Origin of the sequence: Mesorhizobium sp. LNHC229A00 (assembly GCF_000502415.1) — a bacterium.
In the GTDB taxonomy this organism is placed as follows: domain Bacteria; phylum Pseudomonadota; class Alphaproteobacteria; order Rhizobiales; family Rhizobiaceae; genus Mesorhizobium.
The window spans coordinates 99,951-118,590 of the sequence record NZ_AYWQ01000004.1 but is presented as its reverse complement, the minus strand read 5'-3'; the positions used below and the strand labels follow the sequence as shown (position 1 = coordinate 118,590).

Here is an 18,640-nt window from a genome sequence, read left to right as displayed (position 1 = left end):
AAGACCGACAGGCAAATCCATCACGCCTGCTTGCCACAAGGCCCCGCACCGCGATATCCCCGAACGGCAATTCCGCGCGCACCTGGCCCTTCATGCTCAAGAACGCCTTCCTGATGCTGATTTCGCTTGCCATAGCCATTGGCGGGGGCGGCGCCAGCGTCTGGTATGCGCTGAAGATCCAGGACGGTGTCGGCGCGATCAGGATCGGCCAGTGGACTGCCTTCCCCGACATCGGCACACCGGCCGCGGACCCCTATTCCAAGGCCCGCGTTGCCCGTGAGGGCGTGCTGGCGCTCGGTCGCGCCGAGGGGCTGTCCTTCGTGGCTGAAAAGGATGCCGCCGGCGACCAGCTCAAGCGGGAATGCGCCTACAGGATCGAGGGCGGATTTCCGACAGCGCGGTTCTGGACGCTTTATGCCGCCGATCAATCGCTCGGCGTCGTCGAGACCGGCAAATCGCGGCTTGCGGCTCTTCAGTCCTACGAGGTGCTGCGCCAACCGGACAATTCCGTGGTTATTTCCGTAGGCCATCAACCCATGCCGGGCAACTGGCTGCTGACCGACGGTTCTGGACGGATGTATTTCGTCCTGACCCTCTACGACACGCCGATCGCCAGCAGCACCGGCCTGTCAGACGTTTCGCTGCCCAGGATCGTCAAGGCGGGCTGCGATNCCATCAACCCATGCCGGGCAACTGGCTGCTGACCGACGGTTCTGGACGGATGTATTTCGTCCTGACCCTCTATGACACGCCGATCGCCAGCAGCACCGGCCTGTCAGACGTTTCGCTGCCCAGGATCGTCAAGGCGGGCTGCGATGCGTAGTTTGCGTGCCGCGTTGCGCAGGCTTCTGCACGCCATCCTGCTCGGCCTCGTCGGCGCCGGCATCGTCCACATTGTCGTCCTGCTTCTGGTGCCGGAATTTTCGGAACGCGACGCCTGGTCGCGTCTCTCCATGGCTTCGGATCTCTACAAGATGAACCGGCTCGATGCCGAAGCGGGCGGCGCACCGGTGGTGAAATCGGTCGACCCCCTGTTCTACGCAACGGCCTGCCGCTTCGACCTCGAGGAAGGAATGGTCCGGATCAAGGCGCCGGGAGACGTCCCGTTCTGGTCGGTGTCGGTCTATGACCGCAGCGGTCACAACATCTATTCCTTCAACGACCACACGGCGGCGGGCGGCAAGCTGGATGCCGTCGTGCTGACGCCGGCGCAGATGATCGACGTGCGCAAGGACCTGCCCGAGGATCTTCAGGGAGCGATCTTCGTCGAGGCGCCCGTCGATGAAGGCATCTTCGTCATCCGCAGCTTCGTACCCGACGAGAGCTGGAAGCCGATCGTGTCGCGCTTTCTCGATCAGAGTTCCTGCGAGTTGCAGGATTTCTAAGCCGCGATCCTCGATCGCGGATCCGGAGCAGAGGGCCTGACGGACCGCACCATGGCTTCAGCAAAGCTCAGTGGGGGACTGCTCAGTGATGGGGGACTGGCGTCCGTGGCGACCCCGGCTTGTCTGGCCCTGCAGGCCGGGCTTCGCCGGTGCTGGACCGCTCATAACGGATGCCGGGAAATATGATCACAGCCGCCGGTATTTCGGTGGTTTGCTTGGCTCGATTGGCCGGTGCCGCACGCGGCACGAAAGACAGTACCATGCCCATGATTCGCGCATTCCTCTCGGTTTCCCCGGAGCACAACGCCACGCCTCCAAATATCATTAAGGCCGGCAGAGGGTTAACGGAGCGCTAACGGATCGCCGCTAAATTGATCTTTGTTCCCGGGGTCAGAGAGTTCTGACCGAGGCAATCGCGAAACCGGCATAGTCCCGGTGCCGCGAGGTCGAGTGTGTATCTGGTGTCAGGCGTATCCTTCGTGTCATCTTCGGATTTCAGGCAAATCGCGATAAGGACGCAATCGGGAAAAGCCGAAAGGCTGTTCCGCGCCGCCGTTTCCGCGTTCTGCTCGCTGACGCGACCGTCGCGCCGGGAGATCGGCCAGCTCGAAGACCTGACGCTGCCTCTGTTCGACGATGTATCCGTCGAATCGCGGCGCTACGTGGCAGCCGCCCTTTCCGAATGCGAATACGCACCCGCGGCCCTGGTGCGGCGCCTCTGCGAGGAACCGGTCGACATTGCCGCTCCACTGCTCATCCGCTCGCGCGCCATCAGCGATATCGACCTGATCGCGCTGATTGGCCGGCATGGGTTGCCGCATGCGCGCGCCATAGCGCGGCGCAAGGACCTGAACCCGACCATCGCCGATCTGATCAGAGCGCTCGAAAGGCCGACCCTGGTGCGGAGGCGGGATCCGGACGCAGCCCCGGCGCAGAGCCTTGTCGTGCAGGCGCAAGCGACACCGGACAGCGCGACAAGCCAGCAAACGCCCCGCCAGCAAATGCCCGGCCAGCAAACGCCCGGCGTTGCCGCCGAGAGCGCGCGGCGCAAGCTGCGCTCCATGATGCGCACTGGCGACCAGGCCTTGGCGGCGAAGGTCGAGGCGTTTCCCGGTGCGGACACCTTTGTCAAACTGCGCGAGACGGCACTGACGGGAAACGCCGCGTTGTTCCACACCGCGCTAGCGGACGCTCTCGACATCGATTTTGCGATCGCGCAATCGCTGACCGCCCACCAGAATTATGCGCCGCTGCTTGCGGCGCTGCGCTCGCTCGACTTCAGCGAGGACCGGGCATTCCTGGTCACGGTCGCCGTCTATCCCGGCCTGTTCCCGCATCCCCAGGCCATCCGCACCTATCTCGACCGCTACCGCCTGCTGCATCGCGACGCTGCCCTGGATAAAGTGCGGGAGTGGAAGGCCGCAACCCTGTCCAAGGCGGTTCGCGGCAAACCACCGGCAAACGGCGACAGCCGCAAGGCCTCCAACAGCGACGAAGCCGACGCTCCCGACCTCAGGGCGTCTTCACGGAAATAAGCTGCTCGACGGGAACGCTCCCGGCCTCGATCTCGACCACCCAGATGTCGGGATCGAATTTTTTCTCGCGTTCCAGTCTCGCATCGAGTACGGCGGCATCCTCGCTGGCGGCGAGAAGGCTGAAAAAACGGTCTTCGGGCTTGGCCGAATCGTAGCTTGTCTGCGGTGCCGGCCCGTAGAGAGCCGTTTCACCCAGCCTGCCCCGCGCCAGGATGAACACGGCCCCGGCCTCCGTCGCACCGCGATTGACCACGGCAGCAAATCCGCCTGCGCTGAAAACCCGGCGCAACAGGGCCGAGACCCACAGATCAGCGGTTACACGCATGGAGGACTCCCGAGGACATGCGGGCTCTCTACCGAAATTTCCCGTGGAGGGCGAGGCGTCGTTTTCGGCCGTCAGTTGGTGAGGCCGATCTCGCGCATCTTGACATAGACGATCTCGTCGGGCTCGCCGGTTTGCGGCAAGCCGAACAGCGACTGGAACTCCTTGATCGCCGCCTTGGTGCGTGCGCCGACGACGCCATCCAGTTGCATGTCGTCATTGCCGAAGGCCTTCAGCCCGGCCTGGATCTTGACGATGCGGGGGTCAGGCCCCTGCAAAGCGGCATTCGCCTGTGCCTCGTTGGTCTGCAGGGACACGGGAACGGCGGCTGGCGGCATGTCAGGACGGGGTTGCGGTTTCGGCACGGCAGCCGTCTTCGGCGTTGCACCCAGTTGATCCAGGAGCAGCGCGTCGATCTCGCCCGATGCGTTCAGTCCGACCTTCTGTTGATAGGCCTGTATGGCCTTGCGCGTGTTCGGGCCGGAGATGCCGTCGACGGTGCCGGAGTAGAAATCAAGGTCCTTCAATATGCCTTGCACCTGCTCGACCACCGGGTCGCCCTTTATCGGGGCGGGCGCGGCATTGGACCTCACGATGTTGATTGTCGTCTCGGGCTCGTCCGCGCCAGCGTGCGGAAAGCCCTGGAAATTGCGTGTGGCGAAAAACGCCCCGGCGTGCGGGAAAGGCTGATACCATAGCGCATTCGCCGAGACGTAGAACAGCGTCACCAGGAATGCGGTCGATCCTCCCACCAGGACAGGATTGCGCGAAATCATGCCGCCGACGGCGATGGCGCCGTCTTGAAAGGCATTGCCGCGGCGTTTGACCGCCTTAGCCTGTTTTGCGGAGCGAGCCATTTCCGTCCCCTTTCGCTCTCGTCACCGGCATTGTCAGCACTCCGGTCGGGTTGGCGGGGCGCCCCTTCGGCCCGCCGACCGGCAGGCTAATGGTCACCGTGGTGCCCTCGCCCGGCATGCTTTCGATCGACATGGTCCCTTCATGCAAGGCCACCAGCCCCTTCACCAGGGAAAGGCCAAGACCCGTGCCCTCGAAACGGCGGGTATAATCGTTCTGGATCTGCGTGAAGGGTTTGCCGAGATTGGCGAAATCCTCCTCGGCAATGCCGATACCGGTGTCCCTCACCCAGAAATGCAGACGTGAGCCGATCCGCTTGGCGCCGACGACGACATCGCCACCGTCAGGGGTGAACTTGATCGCGTTGGAAACGAGGTTGATGAGCATCTGCTGTACGGCACGGCGATCGGCATTGATATCGCCGGCGTCAGGGGCGATCTGCGTCTGCAGGTCGATATTCTTGGCCTGAGCCTGCAGCCGCATCATCGACTGGCACATGTCCACGGCTTCCACGAAACGGAACGGCTCCGGCTCGGTGGCGTAGACGCCCGATTCGATCCTCGATACGTCGAGTATGGATGTCACGACTGCCAGCAGATGCTGGCCCGAATCCCGCACCAGACCGACATATTCCTTCTGGCGCGGATCCTTGAAGGCGCCGAACATCTCGTGCAGCAGCATGTCGGAGAAGCCGATGATGGCGTTCAACGGCGTGCGCAGTTCATGGCTCACGACTGCCAGGAACCGGCCCTTGGCCACTTCGGCGGCGGCCGCCGTCTCATTGGCTTGCGCCAGTTCTTCGCGCAGTCGCGCCATCTCGTCATTCTGGCGCAGGACAAGCGTGAAGACGTCGCCTTGTTTCTCGCCACGCACCAGTTCGAGCGCGAATTGCTGGTAATTGTCGGCCACAAAGCCGTTTCCGTTGTGGGCGCCGTTGCCACTCTGGGGCAGCCTGATGCGCAATTCGAGGCGGCGCGACCGTGCACCGTCACGCATGTCGGCCAGGGCGCTGAGATAGGAGACACGGTCCGACAGGTGGACCCGGTCGAAGAGGCCCGTTCCAGATAACAGCTCAGGCGGCAATTTCAGAAGCGTACGCGACTTGGCGGATGCAGCCACGACTTCGCCGTGGCGGGCGACCCGCAAGACCACCGCGTCGATGATGTCTTCCAGTCGGTCACCCGAATGGAGCGTATCGGCCGCGCCGGAAGTGCCGCGAAAGGCCGATGCGCGCGGGATGAGGGCCAGCGCCCAGGCCAATGGCACCAGCCAGTGCCAGGCGGCGATGTGCGCGTCCGCGAATGGAAGGAAGGCAGCCGACAACGACGGAAGGGCGATGGCGATGACGGCTGTTGCGCCCCCCCATAATGCCGAACGCCGTGACGCGCCGATCCACCAGGCTTCGAATGGCAGCGCCAGGGCAAGCATGGCGACAGGTGAACTCAATCCGCCGGCGGCACCGATGAGACCGGCAAGGGCAATCGCCGCCATCGCCAGGGCGACCGGCCCCGCGGCAGCCATCTTGCCGGTCGCGGCTACCAGCAGGGCGACGAACCAGCACAGGCCGAAGGCCGCGAAAATGGCGGCCATGGTAACCGCGGCGCCCATCCCCGATGTAACCAGCGTGACCGCGGCACCCGCGGCAAAGAACGGCGCGGCCAGCATCACCCCGATGAAACGGCGCTGGCGCTCGCGGTCGCTCCGTTCGAGAACGCTGGGATGAACCATGCGCTCACAACCGGCCGCCATTGCACCAGGCAATTCAGCGTATCTGGCCTCGATCGGCATCAATTCAACGCACTCGCACTCGTCGTGAACAGCTCTGCTTTTGCAGATTGTCTTGATTGGCTTTGAAACTCGCATCCAGCGTTTAAGGAATGGATAAGGCAGGGCCGACCAAGGCCCGCCCTGCGGCAAATATCGGGATGGCGGCGGCCGAAAACCCGGTCAAATGCAGCCATAGTAAACGGAGGGTTATCCCGGCAGGCCTGTCATGGGACCGCCGGCCAAGTCACCGAAGCCGCTTTGTTTCATCAAAGACACAATTCATTCAACGGGATAGATGGTTATCGAATGGTGAGGAGAATCGTCCCGATATGAAACAAATCCGCAGCAAAACGTTTCGTTTCGAATTTGCCTAAAATTTGAGGAAAATTCTCGGCGATCATGCAAGCCGTCCTTCGTGCCTCTGTGCCAACATCCTGCCCATAAAAGAGGTCATGCCATATGATGCATGATCCGGTCACGACGAGAGGCAAGGCATGTTCTTCCTGATAAGAATGGCTTTCTGGTTTTCACTGGTGTTGCTGGCGCTGCCGCTGGGTGTCGGGTCCGATGAAACGGGCCAGGAAAGCGTCGGGCCGATCCAGGCTCTGTTCGCGGCGCGAGATGCAGTCGGCGACATCGCCGGTATCTGCGAACGCAAGCCCGATGTCTGCGAGACGGGTAAGTCGGCGATGCACACCATCACCGCACGCGCCAAGGAAACCGCCAAGATCGCGGCTGCCATGCTGGACGACAAATCCGCCGGTCCCGACACCTCGACAATGACGGGCAGCGTACCGGAAGTGGTCCTGCCTGAAACGGTCAACCTGCGGATAGACAATTAAGCCGTCTCGACGGCGCACCGCGGGCAGTCTGCCCTCTCGACGCCCGCGGTGTCCTTGTTTTTTCCGTGACGTGGCGCCGCCGCGTGACTATATCCGGGTCATGACGACCACGATCCAGACCATCCGCGACGACTTCTCGTTCCTTGACGAATGGGAGGATCGTTATCGTTACGTCATCGAACTCGGCGAAGCGCTGCCGCCCTTTCCCAATGCGGAGCGCAACGCCGCTAACAAGGTGCCAGGTTGCGTCAGCCAGGTCTGGTTGACCACCGAACGGGGTCCGGGCCCCGACCCCGTCATCACCTTTACCGGCGATTCGGACGCCCATATCGTGCGCGGACTGGTTGCGATCATGCTGGCGCTGTTTTCCGGAAAGACGGCCAGCGAAATCCAGAAAACCGATGCGGAAGCGACGCTGAAGGCACTCGGCCTCGACGAGCACCTGTCGCCCCAGCGTGCCAACGGCCTTCGCTCGATGGTCAAGCGCATCAAACGCGATGCCGAGATGGCGCTCGCCCAGACTGCCTGACCGACCGGTCGATCTTCCACCCACCCCCTGAAATCAAACGGCGCCCGAAGGCGCCGTTTGATTTCAATCCAATCTGGCAAGTAGCGACTACCGCGCCGCCTTGCGCTTGCGGCCGAGACCCATCTTCTTGGCAAGCTGCGAGCGGGCCGCCGCGTAGTTCGGGGCAACCATCGGATAGCTTGGGTCCAGGTTCCACTTTTCACGATACTGATCGGGCGTCAGATCGTAGTGGGTCATCAGGTGACGCTTGAGCGACTTGAACTTCTTGCCGTCTTCAAGACAGACAATGTAATCGTCATGAACCGAACGCTTCGGGTTGACAGCCGGCTTCTGCTTGTCCGCAGGCGCCTGTTCGACGATTCCGCCCACACGCCCGAGGGCGGCATGGACATCGGATATCAGGTTCGGCAGTTCGCCGACCGGCACGGGATTATTGCTGACATAGGCTGCCACCACATCGGCGGTGAGCTCGATCAGCGCGTCATTGTTTCTGGAAGGTGTTTCGACAATATCCATGGTCTTCAGGCCCCAACAAGAGTTACGTCGGTCTGTGCCCCTTTTTACAGGCAGGGCATCGCACGAATTTGCGCACATAGAGCTGCTGCGATTCGTGTCACGGGGACATCAATGCGGCCGCAGGTCAAGTAAGTCAATTCGCTGTGTGCATTATATTTGTGAATGTTGGTCAACTATTACGCGATCAGCTTCAATCTTTCGTGCATCATGTAATTTTTCGATATTTCGCCCGCCAAACCGACAAAGCCTGACGTAACGTCAGCCCACCATTACATTCGGGATAACTCACAAATCAGGTTTCAATGCTCTCGTTTGCTTTGCCGTCGCTTCGGCAAACTTGGTTGTTCTCATCTGTCCTCAAAACCACAGGTTGCCGCTCATCTCTGTCGGGCGGGCAACTAGGCGACATGCCCGCCGGCCGAACCCGTCGGGGCCAAAATCGGTGGTGTTCAATACGGGATAATGTATCTGCCATAGGCCCAGCCGGTCACGAAGGTGCCGTTCTTGGCCGGCTCATGCCAGATTTCGCACCAGCGATAGCGAACCGTCTGCTGCTGTTTCCATGCCGGTTGATTGGCGATATCGAGCAGGTTTACGCCGCCGGTGCATCGCCCGGTCATCTGCAGGACGGTCCCGTTCGGATAGGCGGCCTGCTTCTGGGATGTTCCCGACGGATATTTGCGCACATTCAGCGTGTCGCCGAACGGCACATTGGCCACTTGCCAAGCCGAAAATACGGTCGCATGAGACTGGCCGGCAAAGGCCAGACCTAGCGAAGCGACGGCGAAAACCGCAGCAATACGAGACCGAATGCTCATCTTCTCTCCTCCCGGCCGTCACATGGGCCGACACCACCTCTACGCCACGGCTCTTGAACCTGCCCTGATCGGCGTGTTCATTCGTCATTCAAGATATTTCCAGAGCGAGACGCAATGACCAGGACTTCCCGATTTCCAATCGCCAGCGCCCCTGCCCCCGAGAAAAGGCCCGTCTCGGACACGCATCACGGCATCACGCGAACCGATGAATATGCTTGGCTGCGAGCAGATAACTGGCAAGAAATGTTCAGGGATCCTTCCTTGCTCGATCCTCGGATCCGCGCCGAACTCGAAGCCGAGAATACCTATCAGTCGACGCTGATGGCCGACACGTCAGATCTGCAAAAGCAGCTTTTCAAGGAAATGAAGGGCCGCATCAAGGAAGATGATTCTTCCGTTCCCATGAAGGACGGGCCTTATGCCTACGGCTCTTCCTTCAAGCTCGGCGGCGAGCAGCCGCGCTATTTCCGAACGCCGCGCGGCGGCGGACCCGAGCAGATCCTGCTTGACGGCGACGCCGAGGCCGAGGGCAAGGCCTATTTCCGGCTTGGCGGCGTCGATCATTCGGCCGATCATAGCAAGCTCCTGTGGGCCTTCGACGACAAGGGTTCGGAATTCTACACGCTGCGTGTGCGCGACCTTGCCGACGGCAAGGAACTGGCGGACCAGATAAAGGCCACCGGCGGTTCGGGGGTCTGGGACGCGGGCAATGACGGGTTCTTCTACACGCGTCTCGACCCCAACCACCGGCCGTCGAAGGTGCTGTTCCACGCACTGGGGCAGACCCCTGAAAACGACCGGCTGATCTATGAGGAAACCGACCCCGGCTTCTTCATGAACGTCGACGGGACCCGCAACAATCAATGGATCATGATCGGCATCAACGATCACGAGACTTCGGAATACCGCCTGTTGAGCGCCAGCGATCCATTTGCCGAGCCGAAGCTGGTTTCGGCGCGCGAGACCGGCCTTCAATATGAACTTGAGGAAGGCGGCGACATTTTCTTCGTGCTGACGAACGCGGACGGTGCCAAGGACTTCAAGATCATGACGGCGCCGGCGAGCGACCCGGTCCGCGCCAACTGGCAGGAACTGGTGCCGCATGAACCGGGCCGGCTGATCCTGTCGGTGATCGGCTTCAAGGACCACATGGTCCGGCTCGAGCGCAAGGAAGGCCTGCCACGCATCGTCGTGCGGGATCGGGCCAGCGGCGAAGAGCATCTGATTTCCTTCGATGAGGAAGCCTTCTCGCTCGGCCTTTCAGGGTCGCTGGAATACGACACCGAGATGATGCGTTTTTCCTACTCGTCGATGACGACACCGTCGCAGATGTTCGACTACAACATGCGCACTCGTGAGCGTGTGCTGCTCAAGACCCAGGAAGTGCCGTCCGGCCACGACCCGCATCTCTACGTCACGAGGCGGCTGATGGCGCCAGCGGCCGACGGCGAACTGGTGCCGATCTCGCTTCTGCATCACCGCGACACGCCGCTGGATGGCTCCGCGCCATGCCTGCTCTACGGTTACGGCTCCTACGGTATCACCGTGCCGGCGGCCTTCAACACCAACTGGTTCTCGCTGGTGGACCGCGGGTTCGTCTTTGCCATTGCCCACGTGCGCGGCGGCAAGGACAAGGGATATGGCTGGTACGACGACGGCAAGCGGGCGCGCAAGATGAACACCTTCACCGATTTCATCGCCTGCGCTCGTCACCTCGTTGCCGAGCGCTATACCGTGCATGACCGGATCGTCGCGCAAGGCGGCTCGGCCGGCGGTATGCTGATGGGCGCCATCGCCAACATGGCGCCGGATTGCTTCGGCGGCATCGTAGCCGAGGTTCCCTTCGTCGATGTACTCACCACCATGCTCGACGCAACCCTGCCGCTGACCCCGCCGGAATGGCCGGAATGGGGCAATCCAATCGCGTCGGCCGACGATTACCTTACGATCGCCGCCTATTCGCCATACGACAATGTCGCCGCGCTCGACTATCCCCCGATCCTGGCGCTCGCCGGTCTCACCGATCCGCGCGTCACCTATTGGGAGCCGGCCAAATGGGTTGTGCGGCTGCGCGACCGCAAGATCGGCGACAATCCGGTACTGTTCAAGATCAACATGGATTCCGGCCATGCCGGTGCCTCCGGCCGGTTTTCACGCCTGGAGGAGATCGCCTATACTTATGCCTTCACGCTGAAGGTTACGGACAAGGCATAGCTCACGGAGGAACGCCGCGATGATCGATCTGTCCACAGCGATAGCCTACATGGCGGTTGTGTTCGGCTTTGTCTTCATTCCGGGCCCGGCCACGCTGTTGACGATCGCCCGCGCAACGAGTTCGGGGACGAGGGTCGGGATAGCCACCGGCGGTGGGATCGCGGCCGGCGATGTGTTTCATACCGTCATGGCGATGGTCGGGATCTCGGCGATCATCGCCACATCGGCGACGCTGTTCAGCATCGTAGAGTATATCGGCGCGGCCTACCTCGTTTACCTCGGCATTCGGGCCATCATCGAGAAAGTGCCAACCGATCCGACCGCCGGCGCGCTTGCAACCTCCGCCGGCAAGGCGTTTCGACAGGCTGTCCTGACCGAGGTGCTCAACCCCAAGACCGCGCTTTTCTTCCTGGCGTTCCTGCCTCAGTTCGTGCGGCCCGAAAACGGATCAGTGATGGTTCAATTGGCCGTATTTGGGATCATCTTCGTCATGCTGGGGCTTTTCAGCACGGTCGTGTTTGCCGTGAGCGCAGGGCGGCTCGGCGGTTTCCTGCGCCGAAATCCGACAGTGCTGAAATGGCAAGGCAAGGTTGTCGGCGGCATCTACTGCGCCCTGGGTGTCCGCCTCGCCTTGCAACAGCGCTGAGGTCAGGCGACCCACGTCGGCATGATCATCATTTTTGAATTCCGCGCGGCTCATTTCCGCTCGCAATTGCGACGGTCGCGCGCTACCCAAAGCACGATTTTCCCGGGCACGACGCCCGCACTTGCACAAGGGTCCACTATGCTGCTCGTCGACGTCTATCTCGACAAATCGCCGATCCAGGGCATCGGTGTGTTTGCCAAGAACCATATTGCCAAGGGCACGCTGGTGTGGAAGCTCGACCCCCGGTTCGATCGGATCATCGACGTCGAGACCTATGAGGGCGAAACCGGGCCGGTGAAGAACTATCTCGACCGCTATTCCTACCCCGACCGTCGCGATCCGGCCTATATCGTCTTCGAAGCCGACGACGCCCGCTACATGAACCATGACGATGAGCCGAATTGCGATGTCTCGTCGCCCGAGGAGACCTACGCCTTGCGCGACATCGCGCCTGGCGAGGAGATGACCTGCAACTACAACCTTTTCTTCGAAACGGGCTTCGATTTCCTCGGCGATCGCCACCTGCAGTCCGAGGATTAGTTCGTACTTTTCTTGCGCGCCGGATAGCCGTTGGGATGCGGCGGCACCGCCTTGAGATAGGCAGCAATCGCCGCACGGTCCTCCGCCGTCAGCTCGGCCATGTTGCGCTGAACGTCCACCATGGCGCCGCCGACGGAATCGAAATCCGGCGTGAATCCGGTTTCGAGGTAATTTGCGATGTCGGACGCGGACCAGCTGCCGATACCTCCCTCGCCCGAAGTGATGTTCGGCACGACGCCCGAGCCCTCGGCGGCCACCGCACCGGCCAGCCATTCGCTTTTCCTGGTGCCGCCAGCCAAGTCGCGCGGCGTATGGCATTCGCCGCAATGACCCGGCCCTTCGACCAGGTAGCGGCCTGACATCACAGGGTCTGACGGGCCATCAGGCAGGGGCACGACAGGCTTGTCACTGAGATACAGCCGCTTCCACAGACCAATGCCGCGCCGGATGCTGAACGGGAACGCCAGCGAATTGCCTGGCGCCTTGCCGGCGACGGCGGGAAGCGTCTTCAAGAAAGCATAGAGGTCGGCGACATCTGACGGTTTCATGCGAGCATAGGAGGCATAGGGGAATGCCGGATAGAAATGCTCGCCCGAAGGCGACACACCTTTCAGCAGGGCGTTAGCGAGATTCCCGACCGACCATGCGCCGATGCCGTCCTTGGGATCTTGCGAAATATTGGGCGGAACAAAGGTGCCGAATGGCGTCTTGAGTTCAAGCCCGCCTACGAGCTGAAGGCGTGCGTCGCCCTGCGACCCGGGCTTGGCATGGCAGGAGGTGCAGCCGCCGGCATAGAAGATACGCTTGCCCCGGGCAACATCGCCTGGGCCGAGTTGCGCCAGGGTCGCCGCATCAAGCGTGACCGGTGCCGACAGCAGCCACCCCGCCGACGCGCCGGCGACGCCCAGGACGAGGGCCGCGCCGACGAGTTTCTTCAGCCATGCCATGGCTGGCGATCAGCCCTTTTTGACCCTGTAGCCCTGGTGGCAGGTACCACAGTCCGAGCCGATGGTGCCGATCTGCGTCTTCAGTGCATCGACGTCGGCCGGAGCCGCCGCGACCGCAGCCTTGACATCGGCGAGATACTTATCCTCGGCCGCCTTGAAGCCAGCCATGTCTTCCCAGATTTTTGGCGACGCCGTGGTGTCGCCGCTGTCGGTGCCCTTCGGGAACAAGGCCTCTACATCGAACTTCTCGGCATTTGCCTGCAGTGCCTGCAACTGGGTCAGCACCGCGGCGGCGTCAAAGGGCTCCTCGCCCTTGACCACTTTCGACAGGCCGCCGACGATCTTTCCGCGTTCCTTCATCAGAGCCTGCCGGTCGAGGATCGGATCGGCAAAGGCCGCCGATGCGGCGAGTGCGAGCATGGAGATGGCGATGACAAGCTTTCTCATTCATTTGGCTCCGTGGTGAGGCATTTCAGGACACGACGTTAACGGATGCGGAGGTGGAATATTCCCATTCTCCCGCATGAAATTGCACGACCCTTGCCGTGGGGTTCGAAACGAAAAGAAAAGGCCCGGGGGTGCCGGGCCTTTCGGAAGACTGATCAGGCATTCGCCTTTTCGTAGAGTTCGAGCACGTGATCCCAGTTGATAAGGCTATCTACGAAGGCCTCGAGGTATTTCGGCCGGGCGTTGCGATAATCGATGTAGTAGGAGTGCTCCCAGACGTCGACGCCGAGGATCGGCGATGCGCCATGAACCAGCGGGTTCTCGCCGTTCGGTGTCTTCGAGATCGCCAGCTTTCCGTCCTTGACCGAAACCCAGGCCCAGCCCGAACCGAACTGCGTGGTGCCGGCGGCAATGAAATCAGCCTTGAACTTGTCGTAGCCGCCGAGATCGCTCTCGAAAGCCTTCTGCAGCGCGCCAGGGAGCTTGTTGCCGCCGCCGCCCTTCTTCATCCATTTCCAGAAATGGATGTGATTGTAGTGCTGGGCGGCGTTGTTGAAGAGACCGGCATTCTTGCCGAACGATTGCTTCACCACCTCTTCGACCGAAAGATCCCCAAGGCCGGCTTCGGCGGCGAGCTTGTTGCCGTTGTCGACATAGGCCTTGTGATGCTTGTCGTGGTGATACTCCAGCGTCTCTTTGGACATATAGGGCTGCAGGGCCTCGTAGTCGTAGGGCAGAGCGGGCAATTCGAAAGCCATGGGTAGTACTCCCTCGTGGAAAATCCGGTGTGGATACCGGAGTAAGATAGGTCGGGATTGAGCTGGAGCAACTCCGGAAGTGAAGCGCCGGTTCCCTTTCTAAGCGGGTTCCCCGGAACTGTCACACGCTTTTCCTGCGACCAGCCGCGCGGCGACAAAAAGGCCGGCTATCTCAGCCAGCCGAGGTCGAATGCGCCCACTCCCAATAGAGTTCACGTGCTTTCTTGGCCACCGGGCCGGGTTGCAGATCGCGGCTCTCCATGCGGGTGACCGGCACCACCTTGGAGTGGTTGCCGGTCGAGAAGATTTCGTCCGCTTCGAGGAAATCCCGCACCGACAGCGTCTTTTCAGTCGTCGTGAACCCATAGTCGCCGAGCAGCGTCATCGTGCGCGCGCGGGTAATGCCGGACAGGAAGGTTCCGTTCGGCGCCGGCGTCAGCACATGGCCGTCCTTGACCAGGAAGATGTTCGAGCTTCCCGTCTCCGCGACATTGCCCAGCATGTCGAGCACAAGCGCGTTGTCGAAGCCGCGCGCCTTGGCCTCTAGGATGGCGCGACCGTTGTTGGGATAGAGGCAGCCGGCCTTGGCGTTGGTCGGCATGGTTTCGATGGTCGGGCGCCGGAATGGCGACACGGTCACCGAAAAGCCGGTCGGCGAGATCATCGGCGATTCATAAAGGCAAAGGCAGAAACGGGTCGAGGCGGGATCGGCCGGCACGCCCATGTAGCCGCCATGCTCGGCCCAGTACATCGGCCTGATGTAGACCGCCGTCTTGCCATCGAATCTCTTCAACCCGTCCCAGGTCAGCCCGACGATCTGCTCGGGCGTCATGTTCGGCGCCAGCCCAAGCGCGATCGCCGAGGCATTGACGCGTGCGGCATGAAGTTCGAGATCGGGCGCCACGCCTTCGAACCAGCGCGCCCCGTCGAACACGCTGGTGCCGAGCCACATGGCATGGCTGCGCGGCCCGAGAATGGCGACATTGCCTTCGTTCCAATCGCCATCGACGAAAGTCCATGTCGCGGATTGCGCCGCCGCCGCCAGTGTCATCGCGTTTTCCCGTTCCGGTCAATCTTGTGTGACAACATTGGATGATGCTTTGACCGCCGCCGTCAACCAGCATTGGGGAGTTTTGTTGAGGCCAGCGACGGGTGCGCTGCAATCAAGGCTTGCACCTTGTCCCGCCTCGCCTCAAAACTGTTGCCATGCAATACGCCGCCTACGTGTTCGATGCCTATGGCACGCTGTTCGACGTGCACGCCGCCGTGCGCCGCCATGCGGACGCGATCGGCCCGGACGGCCAACTCCTGTCCGAAATCTGGCGCGCCAAACAGCTCGAGTATTCCTGGGTTCGCACGCTGATGGGCGCCTATGTCGATTTCTGGCAGCTGACCGAACAGGCGCTGGACTTCGCCTTGCGCAAGGTTCCTTCGGCCGATCCGAGCCTCAAGGCGAAACTGCTGGAAGCCTATTGGCGACTGGACTGTTATCCCGAAGTGCCCGCCGTCCTGAAAGCGCTCAAGGCTTCGGGCGCCAGGCTGGCGATCCTCTCCAACGGTTCGCCCGAAATGCTGGAGGCAGCGGTCAAGTCGGCGGCACTCGACCAGGTCCTGGACGACATCTATTCGGTCGATGCGGTGCGTCGCTTCAAGACCGATCCTGTTGTCTACGACGTGGTCGCCACCGGATGGCGCCTCTACCCCGGCGCGGTCTCCTTCCAGTCCTCCAACCGCTGGGACATTGCGGGCGCCACCAAATTCGGCTTCCGCACGGTCTGGATCAACCGCTCCAACCAGCCGGAGGAATACCAGGACTTGCCACCGGCCCTGATCCTGCCATCGCTGGAGGCCCTCGTATCGGGCGCCTAGCTGGCCTGTGGCCCCAGCGCCACAGTGGCGGCGCAGTCACAGCTTCGCCTTTGTTTGTCCACGTTCGGGCCAGAATCGGAACCGCCTATCGCCTCAGGTGTTGTCAGGCACCCGCAGCGAACGTCGGCGTGTTGACGCTTTGTTGCTATTTGAGTCTTAAAGAAGGCAGCCATGTCCATAACCGAAATCGAATCCTATCGCCTGAGCCGTCGCGGCTTCCTCAACGCCGCAGCCCTGGGCGCCGCCTCGATCGCGGTTTCCGCATGCGCCACTACCGGACCGGGGCCAGCCGAGCCGCCGCCACCAACCTATGTCGAGCCTCCGCTCGCCGACTATGCGTCGATGTACGCGGCGGTCAACGATGGCGGCTTCGATCTGCCGGCCATCCCCGTCGACAGGATCGATCCGCAGTTCCTGCGCCAGATCGTCCCCGACCCGACCGGGCAGAAGCCGGGGACCATCGTCGTCGATACGACAGGCCACTTCCTCTATCTGGTTCGCCCGGGCGGCCAGGCCATTCGCTATGGGGTCGGCCTTGGTCGCGCCGGCTTCGAATGGTCGGGCGACGCCGTCGTCCAGTGGAAGCAGAAATGGCCGAAATGGACGCCGCCGGATGAGATGATCGCCCGCCAGCCGGAATTGAAGCAGTACAGCGCCGACAATGGCGGCATGCCTGGCGGCTTGAAGAACCCGCTCGGCGCACGTGCGCTCTATCTCTTCCAGGGCAATGTGGACACGCTCTATCGCCTGCACGGCTCGCCGGAATGGCGCTCGATCGGCAAATCGGTGTCGTCGGGCTGCGTGCGCCTGATGAACCAGGACATTATCGACCTTTATGACCGCGTGCCCTCGAAAACGCCGGTCATCGTGACCAGCGACGCTCGCCAGCCGATGGTGGCGACGGCCAACCACAAGGCGATCCCGATCGATGCCGGCGTGCCGGATGGATCGGTGCTGCTCGGCCCAGTCAAAGCGGTCACGAACGCGATCTTCTGAGTTTCAGGGGACAGCGGCGTTGCCGCTGCCCCGATCTACCGCCCCCGCGACAGGCTGCCCAATATTCCGCGCACAATGGCACGTCCGACCGACGAGCCGACCGAGCGAACCACCGACTTGATCGCCGCCTCGGCCACTGTCTGGCGATTGGAGGGGCGCGGCGCCGGCGCGCGCCGGCCACCGGACCGCGGCGCCGGATCGTCATTGCCGAAGCCTGGAATGGTCCAGCGCGAGCCGCCGGTGCCGGTCTGCTGCGCCTGCGCCTCGGCGTCCTGCGCCTGCTTGGCCTTCTTCTGCAGCATTTCGAAAGCCGATTCGCGGTCGATAACCTGGTCATACTGGCCGGTGACCGGGCTTTCCCCGATCAGCTTCTGCCGCTCGGCCGGGGTGATGGGTCCAAGCCGCGATGACGGCGGGCGGATCAGCGTGCGCTGGACCATGGACGGAATGCCCTTGGCCTCCAGGGTCGACACCAGCGCTTCGCCGGTGGCGAGTTGGGTGATGGCGGTGCCGCAGTCGAAATCGGGATTGGGCCGGAAAGTTTCGGCCGCCGTCCTCACCGCCTGCTGCTCGCGGGGCGTGTAGGCGCGTAACGCGTGCTGCACGCGGTTGCCGAGCTGGGCCAGGACCTTTTCGGGGATATCCAAGGGGTTCTGCGTCACGAAATAGACGCCGACGCCTTTCGAGCGGATCAGGCGGACCACCTGCTCGACCCGGTCGATCAGCACCTTCGGCGCCTCGTCGAACAAGAGGTGCGCCTCGTCGAAGAAGAACACCAGCTTCGGCTTGTCGGGGTCGCCAACCTCGGGCAGTTCCTCGAACAGCTCCGACATCAGCCAGAGCAAGAACGTCGCGTAGAGGCGCGGATTCATCATCAGCTTGTCGGCGGCCAGCACGCTGATGGCGCCGCGCCCGTCCCGGGTGGTGCGCATGATGTCGGCAATGCGCAAAGCCGGCTCGCCGAAAAAGTTCGCCGCGCCCTGCTGCTCAAGGACCAGAAGCGTGCGCTGAATCGCCCCCACCGACGGCTTGGTGACGTTGCCATAACGGGCGCTGATTTCTTCGGCTCGCTCCGCGATGTTGGCGAGCAGCGCCTGCAGGTCCTTGAGGTCGAGGAGAAGAAGGCCCTCTTCATCGGCAATGCGGAAGGCAATGTTCATGATGCCTTCTTGCGCGTCGGTCAGGTTCATCAGCCGCGACAGAAGCAGCGGTCCCATTTCCGAAATGGTCGCGCGGATGGGGTGGCCCTGCTCGCCGAACAGGTCCCAGAAGATGACGGGAAATTCCTGGAAGTCGTACGGGTCGAGCTTGACCTGTTCTGCCCGCTTGACCAGGAAATCCTGGGCGGTGCCCATCATGGCGATGCCGGAAAGGTCGCCCTTGATGTCGGCGCAGAAGACCGGCACGCCGGCGTTGGAAAATCCCTCCGCCAGGATCTGCAAGGTGACGGTCTTGCCGGTACCGGTGGCGCCGGTCACCAGGCCGTGGCGATTTCCGTATTGCAGCAGCAGGTTTTCGGCGCGCTGATAGCTGTCGTCGGGTTTGCGGCTGGCGCCGATGAAAATACTAATGTCGTCAGCCATAGGTCGGGTCTCCGCAAAACTGATGTGGTCCAAAGCCAGCCTTTGCCCGAAGGTATAGTGAGGCCGCCGCA

20 protein-coding genes and 1 pseudogene are annotated in these 18,640 nt (G+C 62.1%); 11 read left to right on the top strand and 10 right to left on the bottom strand.

What is annotated here, in order from left to right; translation table 11 throughout:
- The first annotated feature begins 92 nt into the window (after positions 1 to 92).
- From X742_RS159020 to X742_RS159030, 4 genes and pseudogenes are all read left to right on the top strand, one after another.
- The gene (locus X742_RS159020; RefSeq protein WP_023771567.1) at positions 93 to 704 is read left to right on the top strand and encodes a DUF1214 domain-containing protein; all 612 of its coding nucleotides are present in this window, start codon (positions 93 to 95) and stop codon (positions 702 to 704) included.
- Positions 674 to 823: pseudogene (locus X742_RS1000000173915) on the top strand (DUF1214 domain-containing protein); the annotation flags it as partial. The gene X742_RS159020 and the pseudogene X742_RS1000000173915, both read left to right, overlap by 31 nt.
- Positions 816 to 1,385, top strand: coding sequence for a DUF1254 domain-containing protein (locus tag X742_RS159025; RefSeq protein WP_023771565.1), 570 nt, complete (start codon positions 816 to 818; stop codon positions 1,383 to 1,385). The pseudogene X742_RS1000000173915 and the gene X742_RS159025, both read left to right, overlap by 8 nt.
- 479 nt (positions 1,386 to 1,864) lie before the next feature.
- Positions 1,865 to 2,920, top strand: coding sequence for a hypothetical protein (locus tag X742_RS159030; protein WP_023771564.1), 1,056 nt, complete (start codon positions 1,865 to 1,867; stop codon positions 2,918 to 2,920).
- On the opposite strand, the gene X742_RS159035 is transcribed toward X742_RS159030, so the two are convergent.
- The 3 genes from X742_RS159035 to X742_RS159040 form a co-directional block, all read right to left on the bottom strand.
- A complete protein-coding gene (locus tag X742_RS159035; protein WP_023771563.1) occupies positions 2,898 to 3,245 on the bottom strand; it encodes a DUF1491 family protein in 348 nt (115 codons plus the stop codon). The genes X742_RS159030 and X742_RS159035 overlap by 23 nt on opposite strands.
- 71 nt (positions 3,246 to 3,316) lie before the next feature.
- Positions 3,317 to 4,099 (bottom strand): peptidoglycan-binding protein, encoded by a 783-nt coding sequence (locus X742_RS0136555; RefSeq protein WP_023794930.1) that lies wholly within the window; start codon positions 4,097 to 4,099, stop codon positions 3,317 to 3,319.
- Entirely contained in the window at positions 4,074 to 5,825 is a 1,752-nt protein-coding gene (locus X742_RS159040; RefSeq protein ID WP_031247806.1) for a HAMP domain-containing sensor histidine kinase, read from the bottom strand. The genes X742_RS0136555 and X742_RS159040 overlap by 26 nt, the downstream gene beginning before the upstream one ends.
- 533 nt (positions 5,826 to 6,358) lie before the next feature.
- Here X742_RS159040 and X742_RS159045 point away from each other — a divergent pair.
- Complete coding sequence (locus X742_RS159045; RefSeq protein WP_023771560.1) at positions 6,359 to 6,706, top strand: DUF5330 domain-containing protein; 348 nt, start codon at positions 6,359 to 6,361, stop codon at positions 6,704 to 6,706.
- 100 nt (positions 6,707 to 6,806) lie between these two features.
- Complete coding sequence (locus X742_RS159050) at positions 6,807 to 7,235, top strand: SufE family protein (protein ID WP_023771559.1); 429 nt, start codon at positions 6,807 to 6,809, stop codon at positions 7,233 to 7,235.
- An 87-nt stretch (positions 7,236 to 7,322) separates the two neighbouring features.
- Here the strand turns inward: X742_RS159050 and X742_RS159055 are convergent, their stop codons facing one another.
- Together X742_RS159055 and X742_RS159060 are read right to left on the bottom strand one after the other, a co-directional pair.
- A complete protein-coding gene (locus X742_RS159055) occupies positions 7,323 to 7,751 on the bottom strand; it encodes a MucR family transcriptional regulator (protein WP_023771558.1) in 429 nt (142 codons plus the stop codon).
- Positions 7,752 to 8,200: 449 nt separating this feature from the next.
- A complete protein-coding gene (locus X742_RS159060; protein ID WP_023771557.1) occupies positions 8,201 to 8,569 on the bottom strand; it encodes a hypothetical protein in 369 nt (122 codons plus the stop codon).
- Positions 8,570 to 8,683: 114 nt separating this feature from the next.
- Between X742_RS159060 and X742_RS159065 the strand changes: the two genes are divergently transcribed.
- The 3 genes from X742_RS159065 to X742_RS159075 all read left to right on the top strand — a co-directional run bounded on the left by X742_RS159065 (position 8,684) and on the right by X742_RS159075 (position 11,969).
- Positions 8,684 to 10,783, top strand: coding sequence for a S9 family peptidase (locus X742_RS159065; RefSeq protein ID WP_023771556.1), 2,100 nt, complete (start codon positions 8,684 to 8,686; stop codon positions 10,781 to 10,783).
- 19 nt (positions 10,784 to 10,802) lie between these two features.
- On the top strand, positions 10,803 to 11,429 hold the full coding sequence (locus X742_RS159070) for a LysE family translocator (RefSeq protein WP_023771555.1): 627 nt from the start codon (positions 10,803 to 10,805) through the stop codon (positions 11,427 to 11,429).
- A 138-nt stretch (positions 11,430 to 11,567) separates the two neighbouring features.
- Complete coding sequence (locus tag X742_RS159075; RefSeq protein ID WP_023771554.1) at positions 11,568 to 11,969, top strand: SET domain-containing protein-lysine N-methyltransferase; 402 nt, start codon at positions 11,568 to 11,570, stop codon at positions 11,967 to 11,969.
- Here X742_RS159075 and X742_RS159080 read toward each other — a convergent pair.
- From X742_RS159080 to X742_RS159095, 4 genes are all read right to left on the bottom strand, one after another.
- The gene (locus tag X742_RS159080; RefSeq protein ID WP_023771553.1) at positions 11,966 to 12,916 is read right to left on the bottom strand and encodes a cytochrome c; all 951 of its coding nucleotides are present in this window, start codon (positions 12,914 to 12,916) and stop codon (positions 11,966 to 11,968) included. The genes X742_RS159075 and X742_RS159080 overlap by 4 nt on opposite strands.
- 9 nt (positions 12,917 to 12,925) lie before the next feature.
- Entirely contained in the window at positions 12,926 to 13,363 is a 438-nt protein-coding gene (locus X742_RS159085) for a cytochrome c (protein WP_023771552.1), read from the bottom strand.
- A 155-nt stretch (positions 13,364 to 13,518) separates the two neighbouring features.
- Positions 13,519 to 14,121, bottom strand: coding sequence for a superoxide dismutase (locus X742_RS159090; protein ID WP_023771551.1), 603 nt, complete (start codon positions 14,119 to 14,121; stop codon positions 13,519 to 13,521).
- A gap of 172 nt (positions 14,122 to 14,293) precedes the next feature.
- Positions 14,294 to 15,172 (bottom strand): branched-chain amino acid aminotransferase, encoded by an 879-nt coding sequence (locus X742_RS159095; RefSeq protein WP_023771550.1) that lies wholly within the window; start codon positions 15,170 to 15,172, stop codon positions 14,294 to 14,296.
- Between the two features lie 155 nt (positions 15,173 to 15,327).
- Here X742_RS159095 and X742_RS159100 point away from each other — a divergent pair, with 155 nt between their 5' ends.
- Both X742_RS159100 and X742_RS159105 read left to right on the top strand, forming a co-directional pair.
- Positions 15,328 to 15,990: a haloacid dehalogenase type II gene (locus X742_RS159100; RefSeq protein ID WP_023771549.1), complete on the top strand. Its 663-nt coding sequence runs from the start codon at positions 15,328 to 15,330 to the stop codon at positions 15,988 to 15,990.
- Positions 15,991 to 16,161: 171 nt separating this feature from the next.
- The gene (locus X742_RS159105) at positions 16,162 to 16,986 is read left to right on the top strand and encodes a L,D-transpeptidase (protein ID WP_023771548.1); all 825 of its coding nucleotides are present in this window, start codon (positions 16,162 to 16,164) and stop codon (positions 16,984 to 16,986) included.
- A 35-nt stretch (positions 16,987 to 17,021) separates the two neighbouring features.
- Here X742_RS159105 and X742_RS159110 read toward each other — a convergent pair whose 3' ends face one another.
- Positions 17,022 to 18,569 carry a helicase HerA-like C-terminal domain-containing protein gene (locus X742_RS159110; protein ID WP_023771547.1) on the bottom strand — a complete coding sequence of 516 codons (1,548 nt, stop codon included), beginning with the start codon at positions 18,567 to 18,569 and terminating at the stop codon, positions 17,022 to 17,024.
- Between the last annotated feature and the right edge of the window lie 71 nt (positions 18,570 to 18,640).

Bases quoted from the DNA above. Each gene is read 5' to 3' on its own strand.
- X742_RS159065 (WP_023771556.1), top strand. From the start codon at position 8,684: ATGACCAGGACTTCCCGATTTCCAATCGCCAGCGCCCCTGCCCCCGAG.
- X742_RS159025 (WP_023771565.1), top strand. From the start codon at position 816: ATGCGTAGTTTGCGTGCCGCGTTGCGCAGGCTTCTGCACGCCATCCTG.
- X742_RS159045 (WP_023771560.1), top strand. From the start codon at position 6,359: ATGTTCTTCCTGATAAGAATGGCTTTCTGGTTTTCACTGGTGTTGCTG.
- X742_RS159035 (WP_023771563.1), bottom strand. From the start codon at position 3,245: ATGCGTGTAACCGCTGATCTGTGGGTCTCGGCCCTGTTGCGCCGGGTT.
- X742_RS159085 (WP_023771552.1), bottom strand. From the start codon at position 13,363: ATGAGAAAGCTTGTCATCGCCATCTCCATGCTCGCACTCGCCGCATCG.
- X742_RS159100 (WP_023771549.1), top strand. From the start codon at position 15,328: ATGCAATACGCCGCCTACGTGTTCGATGCCTATGGCACGCTGTTCGAC.
- X742_RS159075 (WP_023771554.1), top strand. From the start codon at position 11,568: ATGCTGCTCGTCGACGTCTATCTCGACAAATCGCCGATCCAGGGCATC.
- X742_RS159060 (WP_023771557.1), bottom strand. From the start codon at position 8,569: ATGAGCATTCGGTCTCGTATTGCTGCGGTTTTCGCCGTCGCTTCGCTA.
- X742_RS159070 (WP_023771555.1), top strand. From the start codon at position 10,803: ATGATCGATCTGTCCACAGCGATAGCCTACATGGCGGTTGTGTTCGGC.
- X742_RS159110 (WP_023771547.1), bottom strand. From the start codon at position 18,569: ATGGCTGACGACATTAGTATTTTCATCGGCGCCAGCCGCAAACCCGAC.
- X742_RS159095 (WP_023771550.1), bottom strand. From the start codon at position 15,172: ATGACACTGGCGGCGGCGGCGCAATCCGCGACATGGACTTTCGTCGAT.
- X742_RS0136555 (WP_023794930.1), bottom strand. From the start codon at position 4,099: ATGGCTCGCTCCGCAAAACAGGCTAAGGCGGTCAAACGCCGCGGCAAT.
- X742_RS159090 (WP_023771551.1), bottom strand. From the start codon at position 14,121: ATGGCTTTCGAATTGCCCGCTCTGCCCTACGACTACGAGGCCCTGCAG.
- X742_RS159050 (WP_023771559.1), top strand. From the start codon at position 6,807: ATGACGACCACGATCCAGACCATCCGCGACGACTTCTCGTTCCTTGAC.
- X742_RS159080 (WP_023771553.1), bottom strand. From the start codon at position 12,916: ATGGCATGGCTGAAGAAACTCGTCGGCGCGGCCCTCGTCCTGGGCGTC.
- X742_RS159105 (WP_023771548.1), top strand. From the start codon at position 16,162: ATGTCCATAACCGAAATCGAATCCTATCGCCTGAGCCGTCGCGGCTTC.
- X742_RS159055 (WP_023771558.1), bottom strand. From the start codon at position 7,751: ATGGATATTGTCGAAACACCTTCCAGAAACAATGACGCGCTGATCGAG.
- X742_RS159040 (WP_031247806.1), bottom strand. From the start codon at position 5,825: ATGGTTCATCCCAGCGTTCTCGAACGGAGCGACCGCGAGCGCCAGCGC.